Source organism: Streptomyces tubercidicus (assembly GCF_027497495.1).
Lineage (GTDB): Bacteria > Actinomycetota > Actinomycetes > Streptomycetales > Streptomycetaceae > Streptomyces > Streptomyces tubercidicus.
On the sequence record NZ_CP114205.1, the window covers coordinates 1,457,748 to 1,475,792 of the forward strand.

At 67.3% G+C, this 18,045-nt stretch carries 12 protein-coding genes and 3 pseudogenes; 6 read left to right on the forward strand and 9 right to left on the reverse strand.

The genetic code is table 11. From position 1 onward, the window contains the following. Positions 1-7: 7 nt before the first annotated feature. On the reverse strand, positions 8-3,700 hold the full coding sequence (locus STRTU_RS06200; protein WP_336298769.1) for a DUF6603 domain-containing protein: 3,693 nt from the start codon (positions 3,698-3,700) through the stop codon (positions 8-10). Between the two features lie 478 nt (positions 3,701-4,178). Between STRTU_RS06200 and STRTU_RS06205 the strand changes: the two genes are divergently transcribed. Further along, positions 4,179-4,925: a hypothetical protein gene (locus STRTU_RS06205; RefSeq protein ID WP_159742617.1), complete on the forward strand. Its 747-nt coding sequence runs from the start codon at positions 4,179-4,181 to the stop codon at positions 4,923-4,925. Positions 4,926-4,934: 9 nt separating this feature from the next. Continuing rightward, a pseudogene (locus STRTU_RS06210) lies at positions 4,935-5,340 on the forward strand (indole-3-glycerol phosphate synthase). A 104-nt stretch (positions 5,341-5,444) separates the two neighbouring features. On the opposite strand, the pseudogene STRTU_RS06215 reads toward STRTU_RS06210, so the two are convergent. The 6 genes and pseudogenes from STRTU_RS06215 to STRTU_RS06240 all read right to left on the reverse strand — a co-directional run. Then, a pseudogene (locus STRTU_RS06215) lies at positions 5,445-5,663 on the reverse strand (transposase); the annotation flags it as partial. A gap of 684 nt (positions 5,664-6,347) precedes the next feature. Next, positions 6,348-6,679, reverse strand: a pseudogene (locus STRTU_RS36320) (transposase); the annotation flags it as partial. 39 nt (positions 6,680-6,718) lie between these two features. Further along, positions 6,719-7,495 carry an alpha/beta fold hydrolase gene (locus tag STRTU_RS06225; protein WP_246241321.1) on the reverse strand — a complete coding sequence of 259 codons (777 nt, stop codon included), beginning with the start codon at positions 7,493-7,495 and terminating at the stop codon, positions 6,719-6,721. 269 nt (positions 7,496-7,764) lie between these two features. After that, complete coding sequence (locus tag STRTU_RS06230; RefSeq protein ID WP_308789362.1) at positions 7,765-8,259, reverse strand: transposase; 495 nt, start codon at positions 8,257-8,259, stop codon at positions 7,765-7,767. 30 nt (positions 8,260-8,289) lie between these two features. After that, positions 8,290-8,649, reverse strand: coding sequence for a nuclear transport factor 2 family protein (locus tag STRTU_RS06235; protein ID WP_159742619.1), 360 nt, complete (start codon positions 8,647-8,649; stop codon positions 8,290-8,292). A 25-nt stretch (positions 8,650-8,674) separates the two neighbouring features. Then, the gene (locus STRTU_RS06240) at positions 8,675-9,460 is read right to left on the reverse strand and encodes an SDR family oxidoreductase (protein WP_159742620.1); all 786 of its coding nucleotides are present in this window, start codon (positions 9,458-9,460) and stop codon (positions 8,675-8,677) included. Positions 9,461-9,559: 99 nt separating this feature from the next. Between STRTU_RS06240 and STRTU_RS06245 the strand changes: the two genes are divergently transcribed. Beyond that, positions 9,560-10,075, forward strand: a complete 516-nt coding sequence (locus STRTU_RS06245) for a winged helix-turn-helix transcriptional regulator (protein ID WP_174878814.1) — start codon at positions 9,560-9,562, stop codon at positions 10,073-10,075. A gap of 400 nt (positions 10,076-10,475) precedes the next feature. On the opposite strand, the gene STRTU_RS06250 is transcribed toward STRTU_RS06245, so the two are convergent. Both STRTU_RS06250 and STRTU_RS06255 read right to left on the reverse strand, forming a co-directional pair. Next, positions 10,476-12,344 (reverse strand): virginiamycin B lyase family protein, encoded by a 1,869-nt coding sequence (locus tag STRTU_RS06250; RefSeq protein WP_159742622.1) that lies wholly within the window; start codon positions 12,342-12,344, stop codon positions 10,476-10,478. A gap of 1,142 nt (positions 12,345-13,486) precedes the next feature. Next, positions 13,487-14,464 (reverse strand): LysR family transcriptional regulator, encoded by a 978-nt coding sequence (locus tag STRTU_RS06255; protein ID WP_246240154.1) that lies wholly within the window; start codon positions 14,462-14,464, stop codon positions 13,487-13,489. 163 nt (positions 14,465-14,627) lie between these two features. Here STRTU_RS06255 and STRTU_RS06260 point away from each other — a divergent pair, with 163 nt between their 5' ends. From STRTU_RS06260 to STRTU_RS06270, 3 genes are all read left to right on the forward strand, one after another. Further along, entirely contained in the window at positions 14,628-15,077 is a 450-nt protein-coding gene (locus tag STRTU_RS06260) for an ATP-binding protein (RefSeq protein WP_308789363.1), read from the forward strand. A gap of 190 nt (positions 15,078-15,267) precedes the next feature. Then, complete coding sequence (locus tag STRTU_RS06265) at positions 15,268-16,572, forward strand: MFS transporter (RefSeq protein WP_174878815.1); 1,305 nt, start codon at positions 15,268-15,270, stop codon at positions 16,570-16,572. 87 nt (positions 16,573-16,659) lie between these two features. After that, positions 16,660-18,030, forward strand: a complete 1,371-nt coding sequence (locus tag STRTU_RS06270) for a M20/M25/M40 family metallo-hydrolase (RefSeq protein WP_159742623.1) — start codon at positions 16,660-16,662, stop codon at positions 18,028-18,030. The last annotated feature ends 15 nt before the right edge of the window (positions 18,031-18,045 follow it).

Here is an 18,045-nt window from a genome sequence, read left to right on the forward strand (position 1 = left end):
CGTCGGTTCACCTCTCGGCTGCGGTGGTCATGGGCGGGTTGGTGAACGTGGTCTGCGCAAGCTCCGCGTAGCGGGTCAGTGGGTCGTCGGTGCCGGGGGCGAGTCCGAGACCGGCCAGAGCGGCGTGCACCGAGGAACGGGCCGCGGCCGTGGCCTCCGCAGCGATGCCGGTGCCCGGGGCGACGATGGCGGCGATGCTCCTCTCGTCCACCACGGACGCGGCCCCTTCCTCTTCCGAGCCCAGCAGCGGGATCGGCGCGTCCGGCCGCTTGTCGGCTTTCAGAGCCTCGGCATCGACCCGGCCGACAGACGGAGCCAGCTCGGGCCTCGGGATCTCGAAGGTGACCCCGGCCAAGCAGTTGCTGAGCAGGCCGTCGCCGTCCAGGACATCTGCCGGTTTGCGCAGTGGCGCGCCCCACATCGCCTTGGGCATGTCCTGCCGGTAAGCGGCGACCCTCCAATCGGCGAGGGAGGCTCCGATGTCGGATGTCAGGGTGACGTGGTGTTCGGAGACCACCTCCCGCAGGCCCATCGGCCGGATGTCGATGGGGCTGCCTTCGGCCCCGGGGAGGGGCTCGTCGTTGTAGATGATGCGGCTGGCGGGTACGGCGGCCTCGGTGCGCACGGCGAACCCCTCGCAGGAAACCAGCACAGGCTCGCCCGCGGCGGACCGGGCAGCGGTCTCCTCGGGGTCGACGTCGGCCAGCAGTCCCCACAGCGGGGTGAGGGACAGTGGGGCGGGCAGCTGGACCCGGAACTCCGGCCACTCGATCGCCGGTGCGCCGTCGCGGCTATTGCCGAAGTTGATGGTGAAGGTGATGAACCAGATCTTCACCTTGGCGCGGCCACCGATCGGCGGGCCCCACAGATCCAGTGACACCCCGACTTCCAGAGAGATCCGGACCCTGACGAACAGCACCTTGACGGTGGCCGCGACGCCGATGTTCAGGCCCATCGACAGGTCGAAGTAGAACGGCTTCCACTGCACCAGCGCGTCCAGCCACGCGGTGAACCACGCCTGTAGCTGGATGCCGTGCCCCTGGTCGTAGCTGGCCGACAGCTCGCCGCCGGCCATGAACGCGCCATCGGTGAGCGCCGCGTACACCTGGCCGCGGATGGTCACCGGGCCCCGCTGCCACCGCCAGCCCACCCGAGGCGGGTTGGGGTAGTAGGCGGGCCGCTTGAAGCGGGGGTGATAGCCGCCCAGGGTGAACACGAAGCCCTTGCCGCCCCCTTGCGCGGTGCGGTCCTTGCCCCAGATGTAGAGCGAGAGCCCGCCGGTGAGCTCGGCCGCCGGGTCGATGACGTACGAGCCGGGCGCAATGACCGCGTCCATCGAGAACAGGCCCTGGTCGTGGTGGTAGCCGATGGCCAGGTCGATCACGAGCCGGGCGATCGGCTGCTTGTCAGCGCTGCGGTTGCGCGGCAGATCGATGGTGGTGCGGCCGATCAGCAGCACCTTCCACGACTCACCGCCCTCGACCAGCAGCAGCGCACGGGAGCGGATGAACTCGAACGAGCTGAACTCGATCCCGCCGGCGCCCCAGTACTGGCCCTCACGCGGAGTGATCCAGCCGCCCGGTCCGGCGAGCTTCGCCAGCACCTGCTCCGGGGTCTCGCCACTGCCACTGCCGTCCAGCCGGTGCACCAGCGGAAACTGGCTCACCTGGGCGATGGTCGGGGTGCGCACGGTGCTGTTGACACCGAAACCCAGCGAGATGCCGACGACCCGGAACGGCGGCGGCCCGAACAACCCGCGCTCACCGCCGGAGATCTCACCGAACAGGAACATCGAAGACCAGCCGTCCTTGGCCTTCGCATACGAGCCGGCGGCGCGCAGCGCGAAGAACCCGGTCTCGACCGAAGCGAGCCCGACGAACTGCTCCTTGAGGCCAGGGGCGATCTCGGAGCCGGTGCGCCGTTCCACCATGCCGCTGATCCTCAGCGGCGGCTTGTCCAGCTGCACACCCGCGCCGCGCAGCCGGGGCTCGACGTTCAACTCCCCGTCGATCGCGAGCCCAAGTCCCAGCAGGACCAGCTGGACCGGCCCGAGTGTCATGACGGCATCGAAGGCCACGGTCAGCCAGCCGTTGGCGTAGCCGAGGCTGACCTGGCTGATGCGGACCGGTCCGGATGCCTGATCCAGCTGCTGGGCGGAGTCGCTGCGCTCCTGCCCCGCGGCGGCGCGTTCCCGTCCCAGCACCACCGCGTCCCCGGATGCGTCCGGCGACGCCGGGGCATCGGGGCGGCTCAGTGGCCGCGGAGGAGGGGGAGGAGGGGAAGCCCCGGTGCCGTTCGGCCGCACGACCAGCGGCGCCAGCGCTTTGCCGCCAATCGTCAGCGAGGCCCAGACAAGCAGGCCACGTACCAGCGGCTCCGCCGGCGGCACGGGGAGCAGGCCCTCGTTGGCCCCCGGCAGGCCCCTCAGCAACGCGTTCAGAGCCTGGACTCGGGCTGCCGGCCATGCGCTATCGGCGTAGAGGAACTGCACCCCCGTCACGACCACGTCGCCGGCTGGCGGAATGGCCTCTCCCACCAGGGGAAGGTCGGACATCCGGGCCCCCACTTCCCCCCGCACCGCCACCAGCCGAGCCGCCGTCGTCGGGCCTTGACCCTCCGTCGGCACCGACGCCACCACCACCCCCACCCGTCCCACTGCCACCGACACGACCAGCCAGCCCGGTGCGGAAGGAACAGTGGGGAAGCGATAGGTGCACGATGCCGAATGGAACGCGGGAACGAAGGGGGCAAGGTCGGAGGGCACCTCGACACCCACGGCGGCGGCCAAGTGAGACAGCGTCAGTTCCTCACCGCTGTTCTCCATGGCTGCGCTCAGTTCCCAGACTCCTTTGCTCGGGTTGCCGATAGCGCCCAGGAACCCGAGCCGGATACGTTCGCCTTCGTCACCGCCCTGCGCGGGCGCCTCCAGGACCAGGCGCGCCGTGTACTCCTGGGCATACCCCTGGCCGTCGGACCGCTTGGTCAGCGCCACCTTGACGTCGAGGTCGGCGGTGATGTCACCCAGCTGGAGCCGGGTGTCGACCTCCACTCGGAACCCGGAGCTTGCGGCGCCCCTGTCATACGCCAGCACAAGGCGCTCCACGATGACGTCTTTGAGGAAAGGTGGCAGGTCAGCGTCGAAAAGCCCGAAGAACTCCTCAAGGAGGTTCCCCTCCTTCCCGGAACCAGGCTCCACAATGAATTCAAAGCTCTTCTGCCACGCGTTGAAGCCGAGCACAGAGGTGATGAGGAGCGATTCCCCGCCCTGAGTGGGGAGCTCCGCCTGAGCATAGACCTCGCGAACGGCGGCGCCATCCAGCATGCCGATCTTGTAGACCAGCCGGAGGTCCTGAAGCCCGATGCCACTGAGGATCGACATCACGGGATGGTCCTTCAGCGACAGGGCGATCCGAACACCCACGATTTCGACGCCGTCGGCCACGGAATCCGAGTCATCGTCAGCGAAGAACCGCAGGGAGACCAATGGCGCGTTCGGAGCAACGGCCCCCCTGAGACACAGGTTCCCCGCGTCCGGGTCGACGTCAGTGAGGCTGTCTCCGATGGTGAACCAGTCTGTGAGAGCCTTGATATTCACCGCATTCTTGAGGTCCCCCAACTCGTCCGGGAGCCCATCAGGGAGACTCAGATCCCCATTCGATGAAATACTGCCCAGCCATTCCTTGAGCATGCCGACAGTCATCACCACAGCGCATTCCTCCCGAACATTTGACCAGGCCGGGCGCGGGCCGCGGCAAGCACTGAACGCGAAGTGCCAGCGAACACTATCAGCGCCGCAATAGACCCGCATCGGAGATAATTGAGCCAGATGGGAGGCGGCATTTTCTAACGCTTTTGTCAATGTTCACAACGGAGTTTGATCGCTTTATTGCCGTACTAGGCGATCTGTCGGCAATGTACCCATCAAGACGATCATAGATCTGTATCGAAATAGGCCGAAAAGTCGCTTCTGCGGAGCATCGAGGTGGCGCCTAAAGATCACCTAATGGCGTCCAAAAACAGCCTCTAGCCTTCGCGGCGAGACTAGGGCACGATGCATTTCCCCACTATTCACCTGCACCTTTGCTAATTTAAGAAGCAGCCGCACACCCCCCGAACAAAAAGCCCCGAAAGTCGGATCACGAACCGAATCCTCGACACAGTCACAAAGGATCCCGACCATGACGATGGCAGCGCCCGTAAACCTCTACCACGGCGGCACCAAGGACACCAGGTGCCCCAGATGCAACTACGGGAGAAACAAGGGAAATCCGCGACACAGCATTCCGGAGATCACCGACAGTCAAGGGCTGCGTAATGCTGTCGGCGAGCTACGCAACGCACTCCTGGCATCAGGCGAGTTCAAGACGCGATCCTTCATGCTGGGAGTTCTGGAGGCAAAGGTGCGCGGCCAAGAATACTACCTCGCAGCCTGCAGCAACAATCACATCGACATTGGGCCGCACCTCAAGGAAATCACGCAACACAAAGGAAAGTGGAAAGCCGCAAACCGAAGGACTCCCGAAGTCGACTTTGGAAGTACCCCGCTGAAGTGGAAGTCGGGGACAACGGGCAATCCGGAGCCTGAGTGGCGAACCATCAAATGGGAGAAAGTTGACATCCCCTTGCCGGAGAATACTCACAATGAGGTCAGCAGAAGAAGCGTCAATGACCTGAACAAGTCGTGTGCCGCAATGAAGCTCCTGCTCGAACTGGGCGATCTGCTGCGCCAGAATCAAGCCTGGGGACCGGTCGAGTATGTGCGGATGAGCGAGCAGGTCTACGCGGCCCCGGAGGATCCTGAAGGCCTTCGCACGTGGCACGGAAAGGGGGCAACCTGCTCCTGGACCGCCCACTCCTGCGACGGGTGCATGGAGCGTATCCCGTACCTGATTTGCGATGTCCCCGCCAACTGGATGCCCAACTGACGTCACCGCCTGCATCAGGACGACGAGAAGTCCTTCATCGTCCTGATGCAAGTGCAGGGTGCCGCGGCCCGGTTGCTGCGTTCCCTTGACGACGTCGCGCTCGGAGAGTTGAAGCAAGCGGGTCATGAGGGGGACGAGCCCAGAGGCGACGAGGCATGCGGCCCGCTGCCCTCGGCTGGAGCACTCGCCCCGCCGCCTGCGGGACGCCGGCAGCCAGGCCGTGGGCCAGGTGATCGACGCCCACCCCCTGGATCTCCTTCGGACACTGGTCGAGCCACGCAGGCAGACGAGGTGACCCGTCCTGACCGCCCCGCGCCTCGTCGAGGAGTTCTTCCACCGGGACTGGGAGAGCTGGGCTCGCCACAAGGTAGGCGTTCCGGTCTTCAAGCTCTACGCGCGCAACGACGAAGAGTGAGATGTTGGACGGCGGGCGAGCCACTAATGGCACGAAATGGAACATGGCGCCACAGTGCGTGGTTCGCCTCCCGCGTGTTCCGGGCGGGTTGGGATGGGCTCCCCTGTGCGTGGGTCGAAGCGCAGTCGGGTCTGCACGATCCGGCGCAGGGCGGCGTTGGCCTGCCGGTCGCCGCCGCGGTTGAGGCGACGGTACTGCCGAGTGCCCGAGGAGCGTTCTACGGGGCTGACCCCGCACAGCGCGGCGAAGGACGCCTCACTGTGCAGACGTTCCGGGTTGTCCCCCATCGTGATCAGCAAAGTGACGGCCGTATCCGGGCCGATGCCCATCACACCTCTGCCCGGCTCCAGGTTCTCGTCAACGACCTCGTCTGGGCCGGCGGTCAGACCGACGCCGGGCCCACAGTCGTCCCGGTCACCTGGTGAGAGGCTGAAGGGCCTGATTGCCGAACCGTCTGTGGGGGACGTGCAAGTACTCTCACCGCCGTGCTCAATGAACGTCCTGCCTGCCGCTGTGTGATCTGTCATGACTACGGCGATCGAGACGAGCTGATCGCATGGACCTGCGGACAGTCCGCTGGTACCGAGAGTTCTTCGGGCGCGCGATCTCCATCTACCGCGGCCCCCGTTCCCGGTCATGCGAGTGGTGTGGCCCGACGCCCAAGGCCGCTTCCTCTGGCAGCGGGAACCGCCGGGCATTACCAGCAGTCCCAGCCCCAGTTGTGGTTGAAGCCGGCTGAGCACCCGGAAGGGGTCTGAGCCTCACTTGCGACCAGTTGAGGGGCCGCAGGGTCTCCGCGGACGGCAGGTCAGGCGAGTAAGACCCGCTCCCGGAGCGAGCGGAGCCCGCCGGCCGAACATCTGGCGCTTGAACATCTTGATTCGGTTCACATTGCCTTCGATGGAACCCGGGTTCCCGGGCAGGGTCAGGCCAGCGATGACTTCGTCGCGGTCGCGGTCGATGCCAGCGGCAAGGGTGTGGAGGCTGGGCAGGTCGTCCTGCTGGACGGGCGCCCGGTCCCGGCAGACGACCTCAACGCCTGGCCTTTGGGCAAGCCACGGGGCAAGGGTTGACGCCTCCCGGTCAGGAAGCAGGTCGACGGCTCGGCGCCTCTCGATGTCCGCGAGGCCGGTCCCGTAGTGGCGCCCCTTGCGGGTCGCGTACTCGTCGACGCCGACCACCCGCGGCGCGAGCACGTCCGGCTCAGGAAGCGCGCCGACCAGGCGCAGGACCGTGCTGCGGCTGACGGACACACCGAAGCCGGAGGCCAGTCGGGCGCTGGCCCGGCCCGCCAGGGCGAGACCGAACCGCCGCCAAGGCGCAACCGTTCAGTCCGCTGGATCCTGCCGGTTGCTGAACGCTTTCATCGCCCAGGCGCTCACCTCCGCGCCCACAGCTCCCGCAACGCCGTATTGACGGCCTCCGGCTGCTGCGTGTGCGGGTAGTACCCGGGCACGACGAGATGGTCGGCGCCCAGCTCCTCGGCGAGGAACTCCGCGCAGGCGACCAGCGGTTCGCCCGCGTACTCCTTGTACAGCGCGGGCGCGCCTGCCCAGTCCCCCGAGATCAGCAGCTTCGGCCAGGGCGCGGCCGCCAGTGGTTCCAGCGCGATCTCGGCGTCCCAGCAGGGGCGTTCGGCCATCGACGAGGCGGCGGCGCGCAGCCGCTCCGGGGTTGGTTCCGGCGCGGCCATCCCCAGCGCCTCGGTGGAGGCCAGCAGAAAGTCCTCCGGCGAGAAGTCGGCGGGCAGTTCCGCCGTGCCTGCCCTGGCCCGTTCCAGGGCGGCCGCGACGACCGGGTGGCCGGCGGCGGGCCGCAGGGCGCCGGGCTGGATCAGAGTGAGCGATCGCACCAGATCGGGCCGGCGCGCGGCGGCGACCAGCGCGCTCACTCCGCCGTACGCATGTCCGACCAGATGGCCGCCGTCGCCCAGCAGCCGGATGATGTCATCGGCGTCGGTCTCGTAGTCGCTGTGCTCGATATCGGGGCTGCGCCCGTATCCGCGGCGGTCCATCAGCAGCAAGCGGTGGCGGTCGGCGAGCGGGCGCTGCGCCGCGAAGCCGTAGTGCTCGTCGTCGCCCCAGGTCAGGATCCCGTGCGCAAACACCGCCCGCGGGCCCCGGCCCTCGGTCTCGTCCCACACGGTCACATGTATGCCGTCGTCCACTGAGCCGTCATCCACTGAGGCTTTCGCCAAGTCGTTCCCTAAGCCGCCCATCGGGTCGTTCATCGAGTCGCCCATACGCCGTCCCCTACCCGTGTGCGATCACCGCAACAGCGCCCCTGGACCCATGTGACACATGCCACGCGAGGCAGTGAGCCGACACCCGCTCCGGGCGCCGACTACTTCTACCTGAAGCACTGGCTCACCGCCACCGAACCCGCCGAGAGCCACGGCCCCCGTGGACCGTGCCTCTCTCGCGTTCACGTCTCAGCTGCCCCTATGGCGGGGATCATGACTGTGTGGGCCTGACCAGGTGAAGCACCTCTCGGGCAACGTAGCGTTTGAGGCATCGGACGATCTCGCGCCGGGTCTTGCCCTCCTGGATGCGGCGCGCGTAGTAGTCCCGGTGCGCGGGTCGTAGGGCAGACAGGTCTGCACGATCCGGTGCAGGGCGGCATTGGCCTGCCGGTCGCCCCACGGTTGAGCCGACGGTGATGATGGCGTCCCGAGGAGCGCTCGATGGGGCTGACCCCGCACAGCGCGGCGAAGGACGCCTCACTGCCCAGACGTTCCGGATTGGCCCCGATCGTGATCAGCAAGGTGACGGCACTGTCCGGACCGATGCCCACCGAGGCGAGCAACTGCGGGAAATGGCACTTCACGTGCCGGGCCAGATGGTCTTCCAGCGCACGGATCTGCCCGGTCAGCTGCTCTGGTGGGGATCGGCGGTCCGGGGCGAGCGGGGTTTCTCGCATGTGGCGGCAACGTGTGGCGTGGGTGGGGACTCAGGGCTCGATGACGAGGCGTTCGATGAGGCCGTCGCGGAGTGTGAACTGGTAGCGCAGATCGATGGTCCCGCCGGGGAAGTTGCCCTCAAGGTGGTGGGTGGCGATGTAGCGGGTTGCGTCGATCTGCTGGGCGCCGGTGAGGTGGATGGTGTAGCTGAATTCGGTGGCGGATCGGTCGAGCCATTCCCCGATCGCCTCGGTGCCCTCGTAGGTGCTGCCGTCGTCGATCACTGTGGCTTCGCTGGTGAACGCCGTGATTGCGGTTGCGGTGTCGTGGGCGCGGTGCGCTTTCAGGTAGCGGGTGATCACCTCGGGCAGGGAGTCCGGGGTGCTGGTTCGGGGCTGGTTGTCGTGCATGACGCTCCCTGGGGTGGTGGCAGGTTCAGACGGTGGGGGTGGTGCCGCCGTCGATGACGTGTTCGGCACCGACGATGGCCGAGGCGCGGTCGGAGACGAGGAAGGCGACGAGCTCGGCGACTTCCTCAGGCCGGTTGGGACGGCCCAGCGGGATACCGCCCAGGGAGTCCATGAGCCGGCCCAGCGCCGCTTCCTGGGTGATGTCTGCGTCGTGGGCGATCCGGGCGACAAGGTTGTCGGCGGCCGAGGTCTGCACGAAGCCGGGCGAGACGGTGTTGACACGGACGCCGTGCGGGGCGACCTCGTTGGCCAGGCCCTTGCTGTAGGTGGTCAGGGCGGCCTTGGCGGCGGCGTAGGCCAGGGTTCCGTTCCACAGCGGCATGCGGCGCTGGATCGAGGTGACGTGCACGATCACGCCCTTGCCCGTGGCGATCATGTGCGGCAGGAGTGCGCGGTCCAGGCGGACAGCGGCCAGCAGGTTCGTGTTCAGCTCCCTGGCCCAGTCGTCCTCTCCGAGCGCTGCGAACCCTCCAGCCGGCGACTCGGACCCGCCGAGGGTGTTGACCAGGATGTCGACGCCTCCCACGCGGGCGTCCACCTCGGCGGCGACGTGGGCTGCGCCCTGGGCGGTGGACAGGTCGGCGGTGATGAACGCATTCTCCTCGACGTCGTCGGGGCGGCTGCGGGCGGTGACCAGTACGTTTGCGCCGGCCTGGGTGAGCCGTCGGGCGATGGCGGCTCCGGCGCCCTTGGTGCCGCCGGTGACCAGAGCGCATCGACCTTCGAGGGATTCGCTGATGGACGTGGTCACGGTGTGCTCCGTTCCCGGGAGCGGACACAGAAGGCACCGCTCCCGTCGTTACTGCTAAAATAGCACCCACTAACTTCGAATTTAGCAGCAACTGAGGGGATGGTCGCCGTGGCAAGCCGGATCAGGCTGTCGGACCGAGAGTGCCCACTGTCTACGACGGTGGAACACGTAGGCGAGTGGTGGACGCTGCTGATCCTCCACGACGCCTTTGACGGCTACACCCGCTTCGACCAGTTCCAGGAGAGCCTGGGCATCTCCTCCAGCATGCTCACCACCCGGCTGAAAACCCTCGTCGCGGACGGGCTACTGGAGCGCCGGCCCTACCAGTCCAACCCCGTACGCCACGAGTACGTCCTCACCGAACTCGGACACTCCCTGCGACCGGTGATCGTCGCCCTGGCCGCATGGGGCAACTCCCGCCTCACATCGGCCGAACGCAGCATGATCCTCATCGACGCGCACAGCGGCGAGGAAGTCGAGCCCGTCGTCGTCGACGCCAAGACCGGCCACCGACTCGACGACAGCGCCACCTACGTCTTCACCGCAGGCCCCGCGGCCAGCGACGCCATGCGCCACCGCTACGCGACACGACCGGCCACCTCCGCGGAGGCGTAAGGCTGGTCCGGACATGCACCGAACGACCTTGCCCAGGGCCGGGACGCACAGGTCGTAACTGATCGACCAGGCAACACCGGCTCGCCGGCAGCCCGACCACACCTCGACCGGTGCGACCGGCGCGACCGGTGCCGCCCGGCATCCGCGATGGCGCACGCTCCCGGGACGCACTCCTCCTGCTGTGGGCGCGGAGTCGGGTTGTTCTGCCGCCCTTCCTGCGCCGTGGTCTGCTGGATCACCGTGGCGATGCTGGAGCCGCCCTCACGGCCGGACCCCGCCTCTGGAATCCACACGTGTCGCCAAACCCCTCGACTGGTCGGCCGGCTGGTCCAGTTGGGCCACGGTGTGTTCCTCCCGTCGCGGCAGACCAGGTGAGGTGGGGCTTTCGGAGCCAGTGAGATCAGCCCGGGAGGGGGATGAACAGCAGGATGCCGTGGGCGGTGGCGGGGGTGTAGCAGGCAGTGCCGGGGAAGGTCGCGGTGTAGAAGGGGGTGGCGATGGCGAAGACGGGGACGATGGCGTTGTGGATGGTGGCGGTGCCGTTGGCGTCGGTGACGGCGGTGCCGAGGTTGACCGGGCCGAAGAGCGTGGTGGCGGTGAAGGTCACCGGCTGACCGGCCACCGGCATCCCCGAGGTGGTCGTCAGGGTGGCGCTGAGAGTGGGGATGTAGAACTCGGGCAGCGGAGTCAGCCGGAGCCGGATCGTGCCTGGCTGCGCGGTCAGCGTCGTGGGGGTGCGGTTCACGGTGACGGGGGTGCTGGTGGTGAAGCCGGTGAAGCAGCTGTCACCGCTGTAGACGGCGGTGAGGGTGCCGGTGGTCAGGGCGGTGGTGGTGAAGCAGGCCTGCCCCGATGCGTTGACGGGGACCACCTGGGTTTGGCCGTTGGGGAGGGTGAAGGTGACCGTGCCGGTCGGCACTGTGGTGGTGGCTGGTGCCGGGGTGATGGTGGCGCAGACGGTCACGCTCTGCCCGCAGGTGGAGGGGTTCGGCGTCACCGACAGCGTCATCGTTGTGGGGTTGGGGCTCACGGTGACGGGGGTGGGGTTGCCGTTCACGGTCGCGGTGAACGAACCGGCGGTGTAGGTGTGGGTGGTCTGCCCGCTCCCGGTGGCGTCCAGGGGGACGGTGACCGTGGGGCTGGCGTCCCCGAAGTTCACCACCGCGGTCCCGTTCGGAGTCCCCCCGGAAATGTTGAACGTCACCGGTTGCCCGCACACCGGCGACGCCGGCGAGGTCGTCACCGTCAACGGCGAAATCTCCGTCACGTTGGCCGAATTGGCGTTGGTGACGTAGACGTTACTGTTCTGCGCCGCCGCCACCGAGAACGGGAACGCGCCGACGGGGACGGTGGCCACGACGGTGTTCGTGGTGCTGCTGATCACCGTCACGTTGTTGGAATTGCTGTTGCCGACGTAGACGTTGCCGGTCGGCGCCACCGCCACGCCGAACGGGCCCCCGCCGGTGGGGACGGTGGCCAGGACCGTGTTCGTGGCGCTGTCGATCACCGTCACGTTGTTCGAAACGGTGTTGGTGACGTAGACGTTGCCGTTCTGCGCCACCGCGATCACCCCCGGGACCGTGCCGGCGGGGACGGTGGCCACGACCGTGTTCGTGGCGCTGTCGATCACCGTCACGTTGTTCGAGGTCTGGTTGGCGATGTAGACGTTGCCGTTCTGCGCCACCGCCGCATAGCCCGGGAAACCACCGGTGGGGAGGGTGGTCAGGACGGTGTTCGTGGCGCTGCTGATCACCGTCACGGTGTTCGCGTTCCGGTTGGCGACGTAGACGTTGCCGTTCGCCGCCACCGCCACCGCGTCCGGGACCGCGCCGACGGGGACGGTGGCCAGGACGGTGTTCGTGGCGCTGCTGATCACCGTCACGTTGTTGGAAGTGCTGTTGGCGACGTAGACGTTGCCGTTCGGCGCCACCGCCAGCGCGAACGGGCCCCCGCCGACGGGGACGGTGGCCAGGACCGTGTTCGTGGCGCTGCTGATCACCGTCACGTTGTTCGAGCTCTGGTTGGTGACGTAGACGTTGCCGTTCGCCGCCACCGCGATCATGGCCGGGTCTGAGCCGGCGGGGACGGTGGCCAGGACGGTGTTCGTGGTGCTGTTGATCACCGTCACGTTGGCCGAATTGGCGTTGCCGACGTAGACGTTGCCGTTCTGCGCCACCGCCACCGCCAGCGGGGTCGTGCCCGCCGGGATCGTCACCGTGGAGAACGCCGCACTGAACGGCGCGGCCGCAAGCCCCCGTACAGCGGCCACCTCGGATCCACCGGCCGGTACAACCGGCCGAAACCCGCCGGCTACCGCCGGAGCTCCCAACCAACCCGTAGTCGGTTTCATGACAAACCTCTCTCAGCTGAGAGGGCCGCCCAAGAACTCCCACCGGGGCCCGCGTCGCACAGCGCCGGTATACGCGCACCGGATCACCGCTTGCACACCGGGACAGAGAGAGGACACACCGACACGTACCACGCACTGGCGCACCGGCGCACCGGCGCACCGGCGCACCGCAGGGGTTGCCCATCTCTCCCCGGAGAGATGGGCAACCCACCGGAAAACGGTCACCACCATTAACTCGAAATGGCCAATGGAACACCACCCTCTTGACTCGACTATCACCCGGACAGACCAATACACAGCCCCACTCGGGCACGTCGTTGGAGAGGACGAACTGGCGCGCAGTGTGGCCCGGAACGTGGAGCTGAGCAGGGGGACGAGGCGAGGCGCGTCCAGTACTCGGCCGGGAAGTCGAAGACCGCCCCAGCGGGAAGGTGCGCCTCCTTCCGGCAGGAGTGATCCACAGGCGTCGGCCTTCGCTCCGCTGGTACCAAGCGCCGCGTCCGGGGGCCGACAAGTCCCTGACCGCGGCTCCCGCCGAGGCGGGAGCCCTGGAGCGGGCCACCGGCCCACCGACAAGCCGACAGGGGTTCCTCACCTCTCACGCGGCATCACGCCGCCCCTATCGCAGGGGCTCGCAGGAAGGCGGACTACATCACGCCACGAGAGCCGGAACCTCCCAGGTCGCATCGCGTTTCAGGGCAGCCTTCAGTGGCCACATCGGCACGCCGTCGGCGAGCTTCACCGTACGGATTACTGACCACTCCGTCGGGATGGGCCACGGTTCCGGTGCCGGACGCCGCAGTGTGCGGCGCTCCGGTGGCCGCAACGGCTCCGGCGGCGGGGGCAGGCGCCGCGAGGGCGGCCACCGCGGCGGTCGCGGCTCAGCAGAAGCTATTACGGCGAGACGATATCTGCATCAACATGCAGAGTTCCAAGGTTCTTTGGTTAAACGGATGGTGCCCGTGACAACGCGGACTGCTCCGCTGGATATACACGGGGGCGGGGTGCGGCGGTGAGCAGCTGGTGGCGAGGGAGAGGCGGATGCGGCTCGGTGGCCGTCGCTACACCTCCGTTTCGCCGAGTTGACGGATGAGGTGGTCGGCGAACTCGCTCACCACTGCGGGGAGCTGGCGGCCGGCCATGGCCTGGATCTGGAGGGTGCGGAGGTGCATTTCCGGGTTGAGGATGGGGATGGATTTCAGGCCTTCGACGCGTAGGCGTTCATGGACGCTGATGTGGCCGATCAGGGAGACGGCGTTGGCCTCTTTGACGAAGGCAGACAGGGTGCTGGAGCTGGAGCTGACCAGCAGGGGTTCGAAGGCAATGCCCTCGATCGAGCAGCAGAGGTCGAAGAGGCGCCGGTTCGTCGTGCCTTCTTCGGTGAGTGCGACCGGATAGGGGAGGAGGTCGTGCAGGTGGATCTCGTTGCGCTGGGCGAGGGGGTGGTCGGATCGGACCAGGGCCTGGATCGGGGCCCGCTGGGCGTGTATGACGCGGACGTCGGGAACGGGCGCGAGGCTGAAGGTGACGGCCAGGTCGACCGAGCCGTCCTGGACCATTTGTGTGGCCAAGGAAGGGGTGACCACGGGGAGATGGAAGGTGGTGCCCGGATGGTCCTTGCGGAAGGAGGCCATGGCGGCCGGGAGGAATTCCTGTGCGCCGCCCTGCGAACTCGCCACCCTGACAATGGCCCCCAGCCGGCCGCGGCCGCGGATTTCCGCGAGCAGCTGATCGGTTTCCAGTGCGGCGCGGCGCGCATAAGCGGCCAGGAGGGTACCGGCCTCACTCGGCACCATTCCGCGTGGGCGACGCTCGAACAGCGCCACACCGATTTCCTGCTCAAGTTTCCCGATCTGCCGGCTGATAGCCGAGCCTGCGACCAGCAGTCGCCTGGACGCTTCGTTGACCGAGCCGGTGCGGACAACTTCGAGGAAGTACTCAAGAGCCGGACTGTTCAGCATGCCGTCAGCATATGGCGACATTGCCTTTTGGGCAACGATTTGTTCGATAAATTGCGATTGCGTGAATGGTCGGGCCACGTCTACCTTCGTCATATGCCCTGCGGGCTCACCCGGCCGGGCGGACCGTAAGACGACATAGCGCCTCTCGCGGCGAACTCATCGATCAGTGGTCGGCTCAGAGCCTCCTTAGCCGCTCAGGTGTACATCCCCCCCCACAGGCAGCCGAGGCAGGGGAAAGACGATGAATGCGACAGCCCCCAGCAGTGCATACTCCGGCTCGCATGCGATGCCGCGGCGGGACGCGGAATTTCTCTTTCCGCTGCCGCACATACCGGAGGCCGTAGGCCTGGTGCGCCGACGCGCGCACACCGTACTGACCGGCTGGAATCTGCCTGCCACCACCATTGAGGACGCGGTCCTGGTGATCTCGGAACTGGTCACCAACGCGGTCACTCACGCCCTTCCTCCAGCCGTGCTGCAGATGTCGCGGACGACGGCCGAAGAACCTCGGGCGCTGCGTATCGAGGTCACCGATGCGGGTCCGGCCGCGCCCGTACCCCGGCCTGCCGACGGCCGGCACCCGGCTGAACACGGCCGTGGAAACGCCATCGTCACGGCCCTGGCCGCCCGGCACGGTACCCGTGTCGAGCCCGGCGCGATCACCCGGTGGGCGGACCTTCCCGTCACGTGACGGCGCTCATCCGGTCGTTGCTTTTTGGGCAATCAGGTGTTCTAGAAGTTGCGATTGTGCGAACGATCCGGTGCCTCTAGCGTCATCGCTCAACGAGTTCACGGATTCCGTCTCTTCCACTTCGGACTCGTTCATCGGTGGTGCCACTCTGCGCGACAGTTCGCCTGCTCGACCCGAGGGAGTAACACTCATGACGACCGCTAGAGAGACAGGTCAGATGAATGCCGAGAAGCCCGTCAGCAAGAGCCGAGCACGGCATGCCGTGCTCGCGGCCACGGCCGGGAACACACTTGAGTGGTACGACCTGACCTCCTACGGATTCTTCGCGGTTTCGATCTCCAAGGCATTCTTTCCCGCCGGCGATCCGACGGTTTCCCTGATGCTCGCCTTCGGCACTTTCGGGGTCTCGTATCTGGTCAGGCCATTGGGCGCGCTGGTTCTGGGAACGTACGCGGACCGCACCGGACGGAAAGCCGCGCTGCTGCTCACCATTCGGCTCATGATGATCGGCACTTTGCTGATCGCCGTGATGCCCACCTATGAATCCATCGGCATTGCCGCACCGGTACTGATTCTGGTGGCCCGTCTGCTGCAAGGGTTCTCCGCGGGTGGCGAGTTCGGCAGTGCGACGGCTTTTCTGGCCGAACAGTCCGCCGACCGGCGGGGATTCATGGCGAGTTGGCAGTTCGCCTCGCAGGGCCTGGCCACATTGCTGGCCGCAACATTCGGCACCGTACTGAGTCTGAGCCTCTCCGGACCGCAGCTGGATTCCTGGGGCTGGCGCATTCCGTTCTTCGTCGGCCTGCTGATCGGCCCGGTGGGCTACCTGATCCGCCGGCATGTCCCGGAGACCAGCGAATTCGTCGAAACCGCCGAAGCAGGAGACGTCGCCACGCCCCCCGTCCGGCAAGTGCTGCGGAGCCAGAAGCTGCCGGTGCTCCTCATGGTCGGCGCACTGGTGATGTCCACCGCGGTGACCTACGTGATCGTCTACATGCCGACCTACGCACACGAGGTCCTCGGCCTGCCGTCCTCCGTCGGCTTCATCGGGGCGGCGGTGTCCGGCGTGGCACTGACGACCATCACGCCCCTGATCGGTCATCTCTCGGACCGGATCGGCCGCATCAAGATCATGCTCATCGCCGGGACCGCCATGATCCTCAGCATCTATCCGCTGTTCCTGCTGCTGTCGGGCAGCCCGTCACTGCTGGTCATGGGCGTGGTGATGTTCCTTCTCGGCTTCCTGAAGGCCTGCTACTTCGGTGCGCTGCCCGCCTTGATGTCCGAGGCCTTCCCGACCGCGACCCGCGGCACCGGTCTGTCCCTCAGCTACAACATCGGCGTGATGTCCTTCGGCGGCTTCGCGCCCGTGGTCATCACCTGGATGATCGCCGTCACCGGCAGCCACCTCTCGCCCAGCTTCTACATCATGGTCGCCGGCGCCCTGAGCCTCGCCTCTCTGCTGGCCGCCCGCCGTTTCCTCGCCCTGCGCTGACGCAGCGGCCGCACCCCGAACCGCCCGACGAACCCCCGCCTGACGGGCGTCACGCCCGACAGTTCCCAGGAAAGAACGAGGTCAACGATGACGGACGCTGCCACGATCCGCGCCCAACTCCCCGCCACGCCGCGCGAGCTGGTGCAGGGGCGCCAGGACGAACTCATCGCCGGACTGATGGAGTACGTCAGTCATCCCAGTGTGAGCGCGACCGGCGAGGGATTTCCTGCCGCGACCGATGTCGCCGTCGAAGAGGTCAAGCGGGCCGGTCTGACCCCGTCGGTGCTCGCCGGCAAGGGCCGGCCGGTGGTGGTCGGCCACCGCGCGGGGCCGACGGGAGCACCGCACGTCCTGCTCTACGGTCACTACGACGTCCAGCCGGCCGGGCCCCGCGAGAAGTGGGACTCCGATCCCTTCACCCCCGTCCTGCGGGACGGGCGAATCTGGGGCCGTGGCACCGGTGACAACAAGGGGCAGCACTATGCGCATCTACAGGCGCTGCGCCTCTTCGACGAGCACATCGGCGCGCTCCCCTGCACGGTCACCGTGCTCCTCGATGGCGAGGAGGAGATCGGCAGCCCCACGCTGGCGGACACCCTGCGCGCGCACCGGGAGCTGTTCGACTGCGATCTCGTGGTCTGGAGCGACCGTTCGGTGCATGAGTCCGGTGAATGGTGTGTCTCGCACGGCGTCCGCGGCATGCTCCGTCTCCGGCTGAGCGCCACCGGTCCGAGCCGCCCGCTGCATTCCGGGAATTTCGGCAATGTCGCGCCCAACCCGGCATGGCAGCTGGTCCAGGCGCTGGCGAGTCTCAAGGACCCCGGCGGCCGGGTCCTCATCGAGGGCTTCGACGACGGCCGGGAACCGCTGTCCGAGGCCGACCGCGCCGCGTTCGCCGCCCTCCCGCTCGACCTGCAGGAAGTCCTCGGGGACATCGGACTCACCGAGATGGACCCCGCGTTCAACGGACTGTCCTTCTATGAGCGGCTGGCCGACCGTCCCACACTCACGATCAACGGGATCACCACAGGGGACGTGGACCGGACCATCATTCCCGACACCGCGGAGGCGGGCGTCGACATCCGGCTGACGGCGGGTCAGGACCCGCAGACCGTCTTCGAGCGGGTGGCCGCACATCTGCGGGCCCATGCCCCCGAGGTGACGGTCACCATGGTCGGTGGCGTACCGGCGTCCCGGACCTCGATCGACAACCCCCATACGCCCAGGGTGGCGCGGGCCATCTCCCGGGCGACCGGGCGTGATCCGCTGCTGATCCCCGCCTATGGCGGCACGCTTCCCGACTGGGTCTTCACCGGGATCCTCGGTGTGCCCAGCATCGGCCTGCCGCTGGCCAACGCCGACCAGGCCAACCACGCGCCCAACGAGAACCTCCGCGTCGACTACTTCCTCGACGCCACCGCCATCTGCATGGAGCTCCTGCTCGAACTGGGCGCCTGACGTCCGGCCGCCCGG

Excerpts from the sequence above, each read along its gene's own strand:
- STRTU_RS06200 (WP_336298769.1), bottom strand. The coding sequence starts at position 3,700 with ATGACTGTCGGCATGCTCAAGGAATGGCTGGGCAGTATTTCATCGAAT.
- STRTU_RS06205 (WP_159742617.1), top strand. The coding sequence starts at position 4,179 with ATGACGATGGCAGCGCCCGTAAACCTCTACCACGGCGGCACCAAGGAC.
- STRTU_RS06230 (WP_308789362.1), bottom strand. The coding sequence starts at position 8,259 with ATGCGAGAAACCCCGCTCGCCCCGGACCGCCGATCCCCACCAGAGCAG.
- STRTU_RS06235 (WP_159742619.1), bottom strand. The coding sequence starts at position 8,649 with ATGCACGACAACCAGCCCCGAACCAGCACCCCGGACTCCCTGCCCGAG.
- STRTU_RS06245 (WP_174878814.1), top strand. The coding sequence starts at position 9,560 with ATGGTCGCCGTGGCAAGCCGGATCAGGCTGTCGGACCGAGAGTGCCCA.
- STRTU_RS06260 (WP_308789363.1), top strand. The coding sequence starts at position 14,628 with ATGAATGCGACAGCCCCCAGCAGTGCATACTCCGGCTCGCATGCGATG.
- STRTU_RS06265 (WP_174878815.1), top strand. The coding sequence starts at position 15,268 with ATGACGACCGCTAGAGAGACAGGTCAGATGAATGCCGAGAAGCCCGTC.
- STRTU_RS06270 (WP_159742623.1), top strand. The coding sequence starts at position 16,660 with ATGACGGACGCTGCCACGATCCGCGCCCAACTCCCCGCCACGCCGCGC.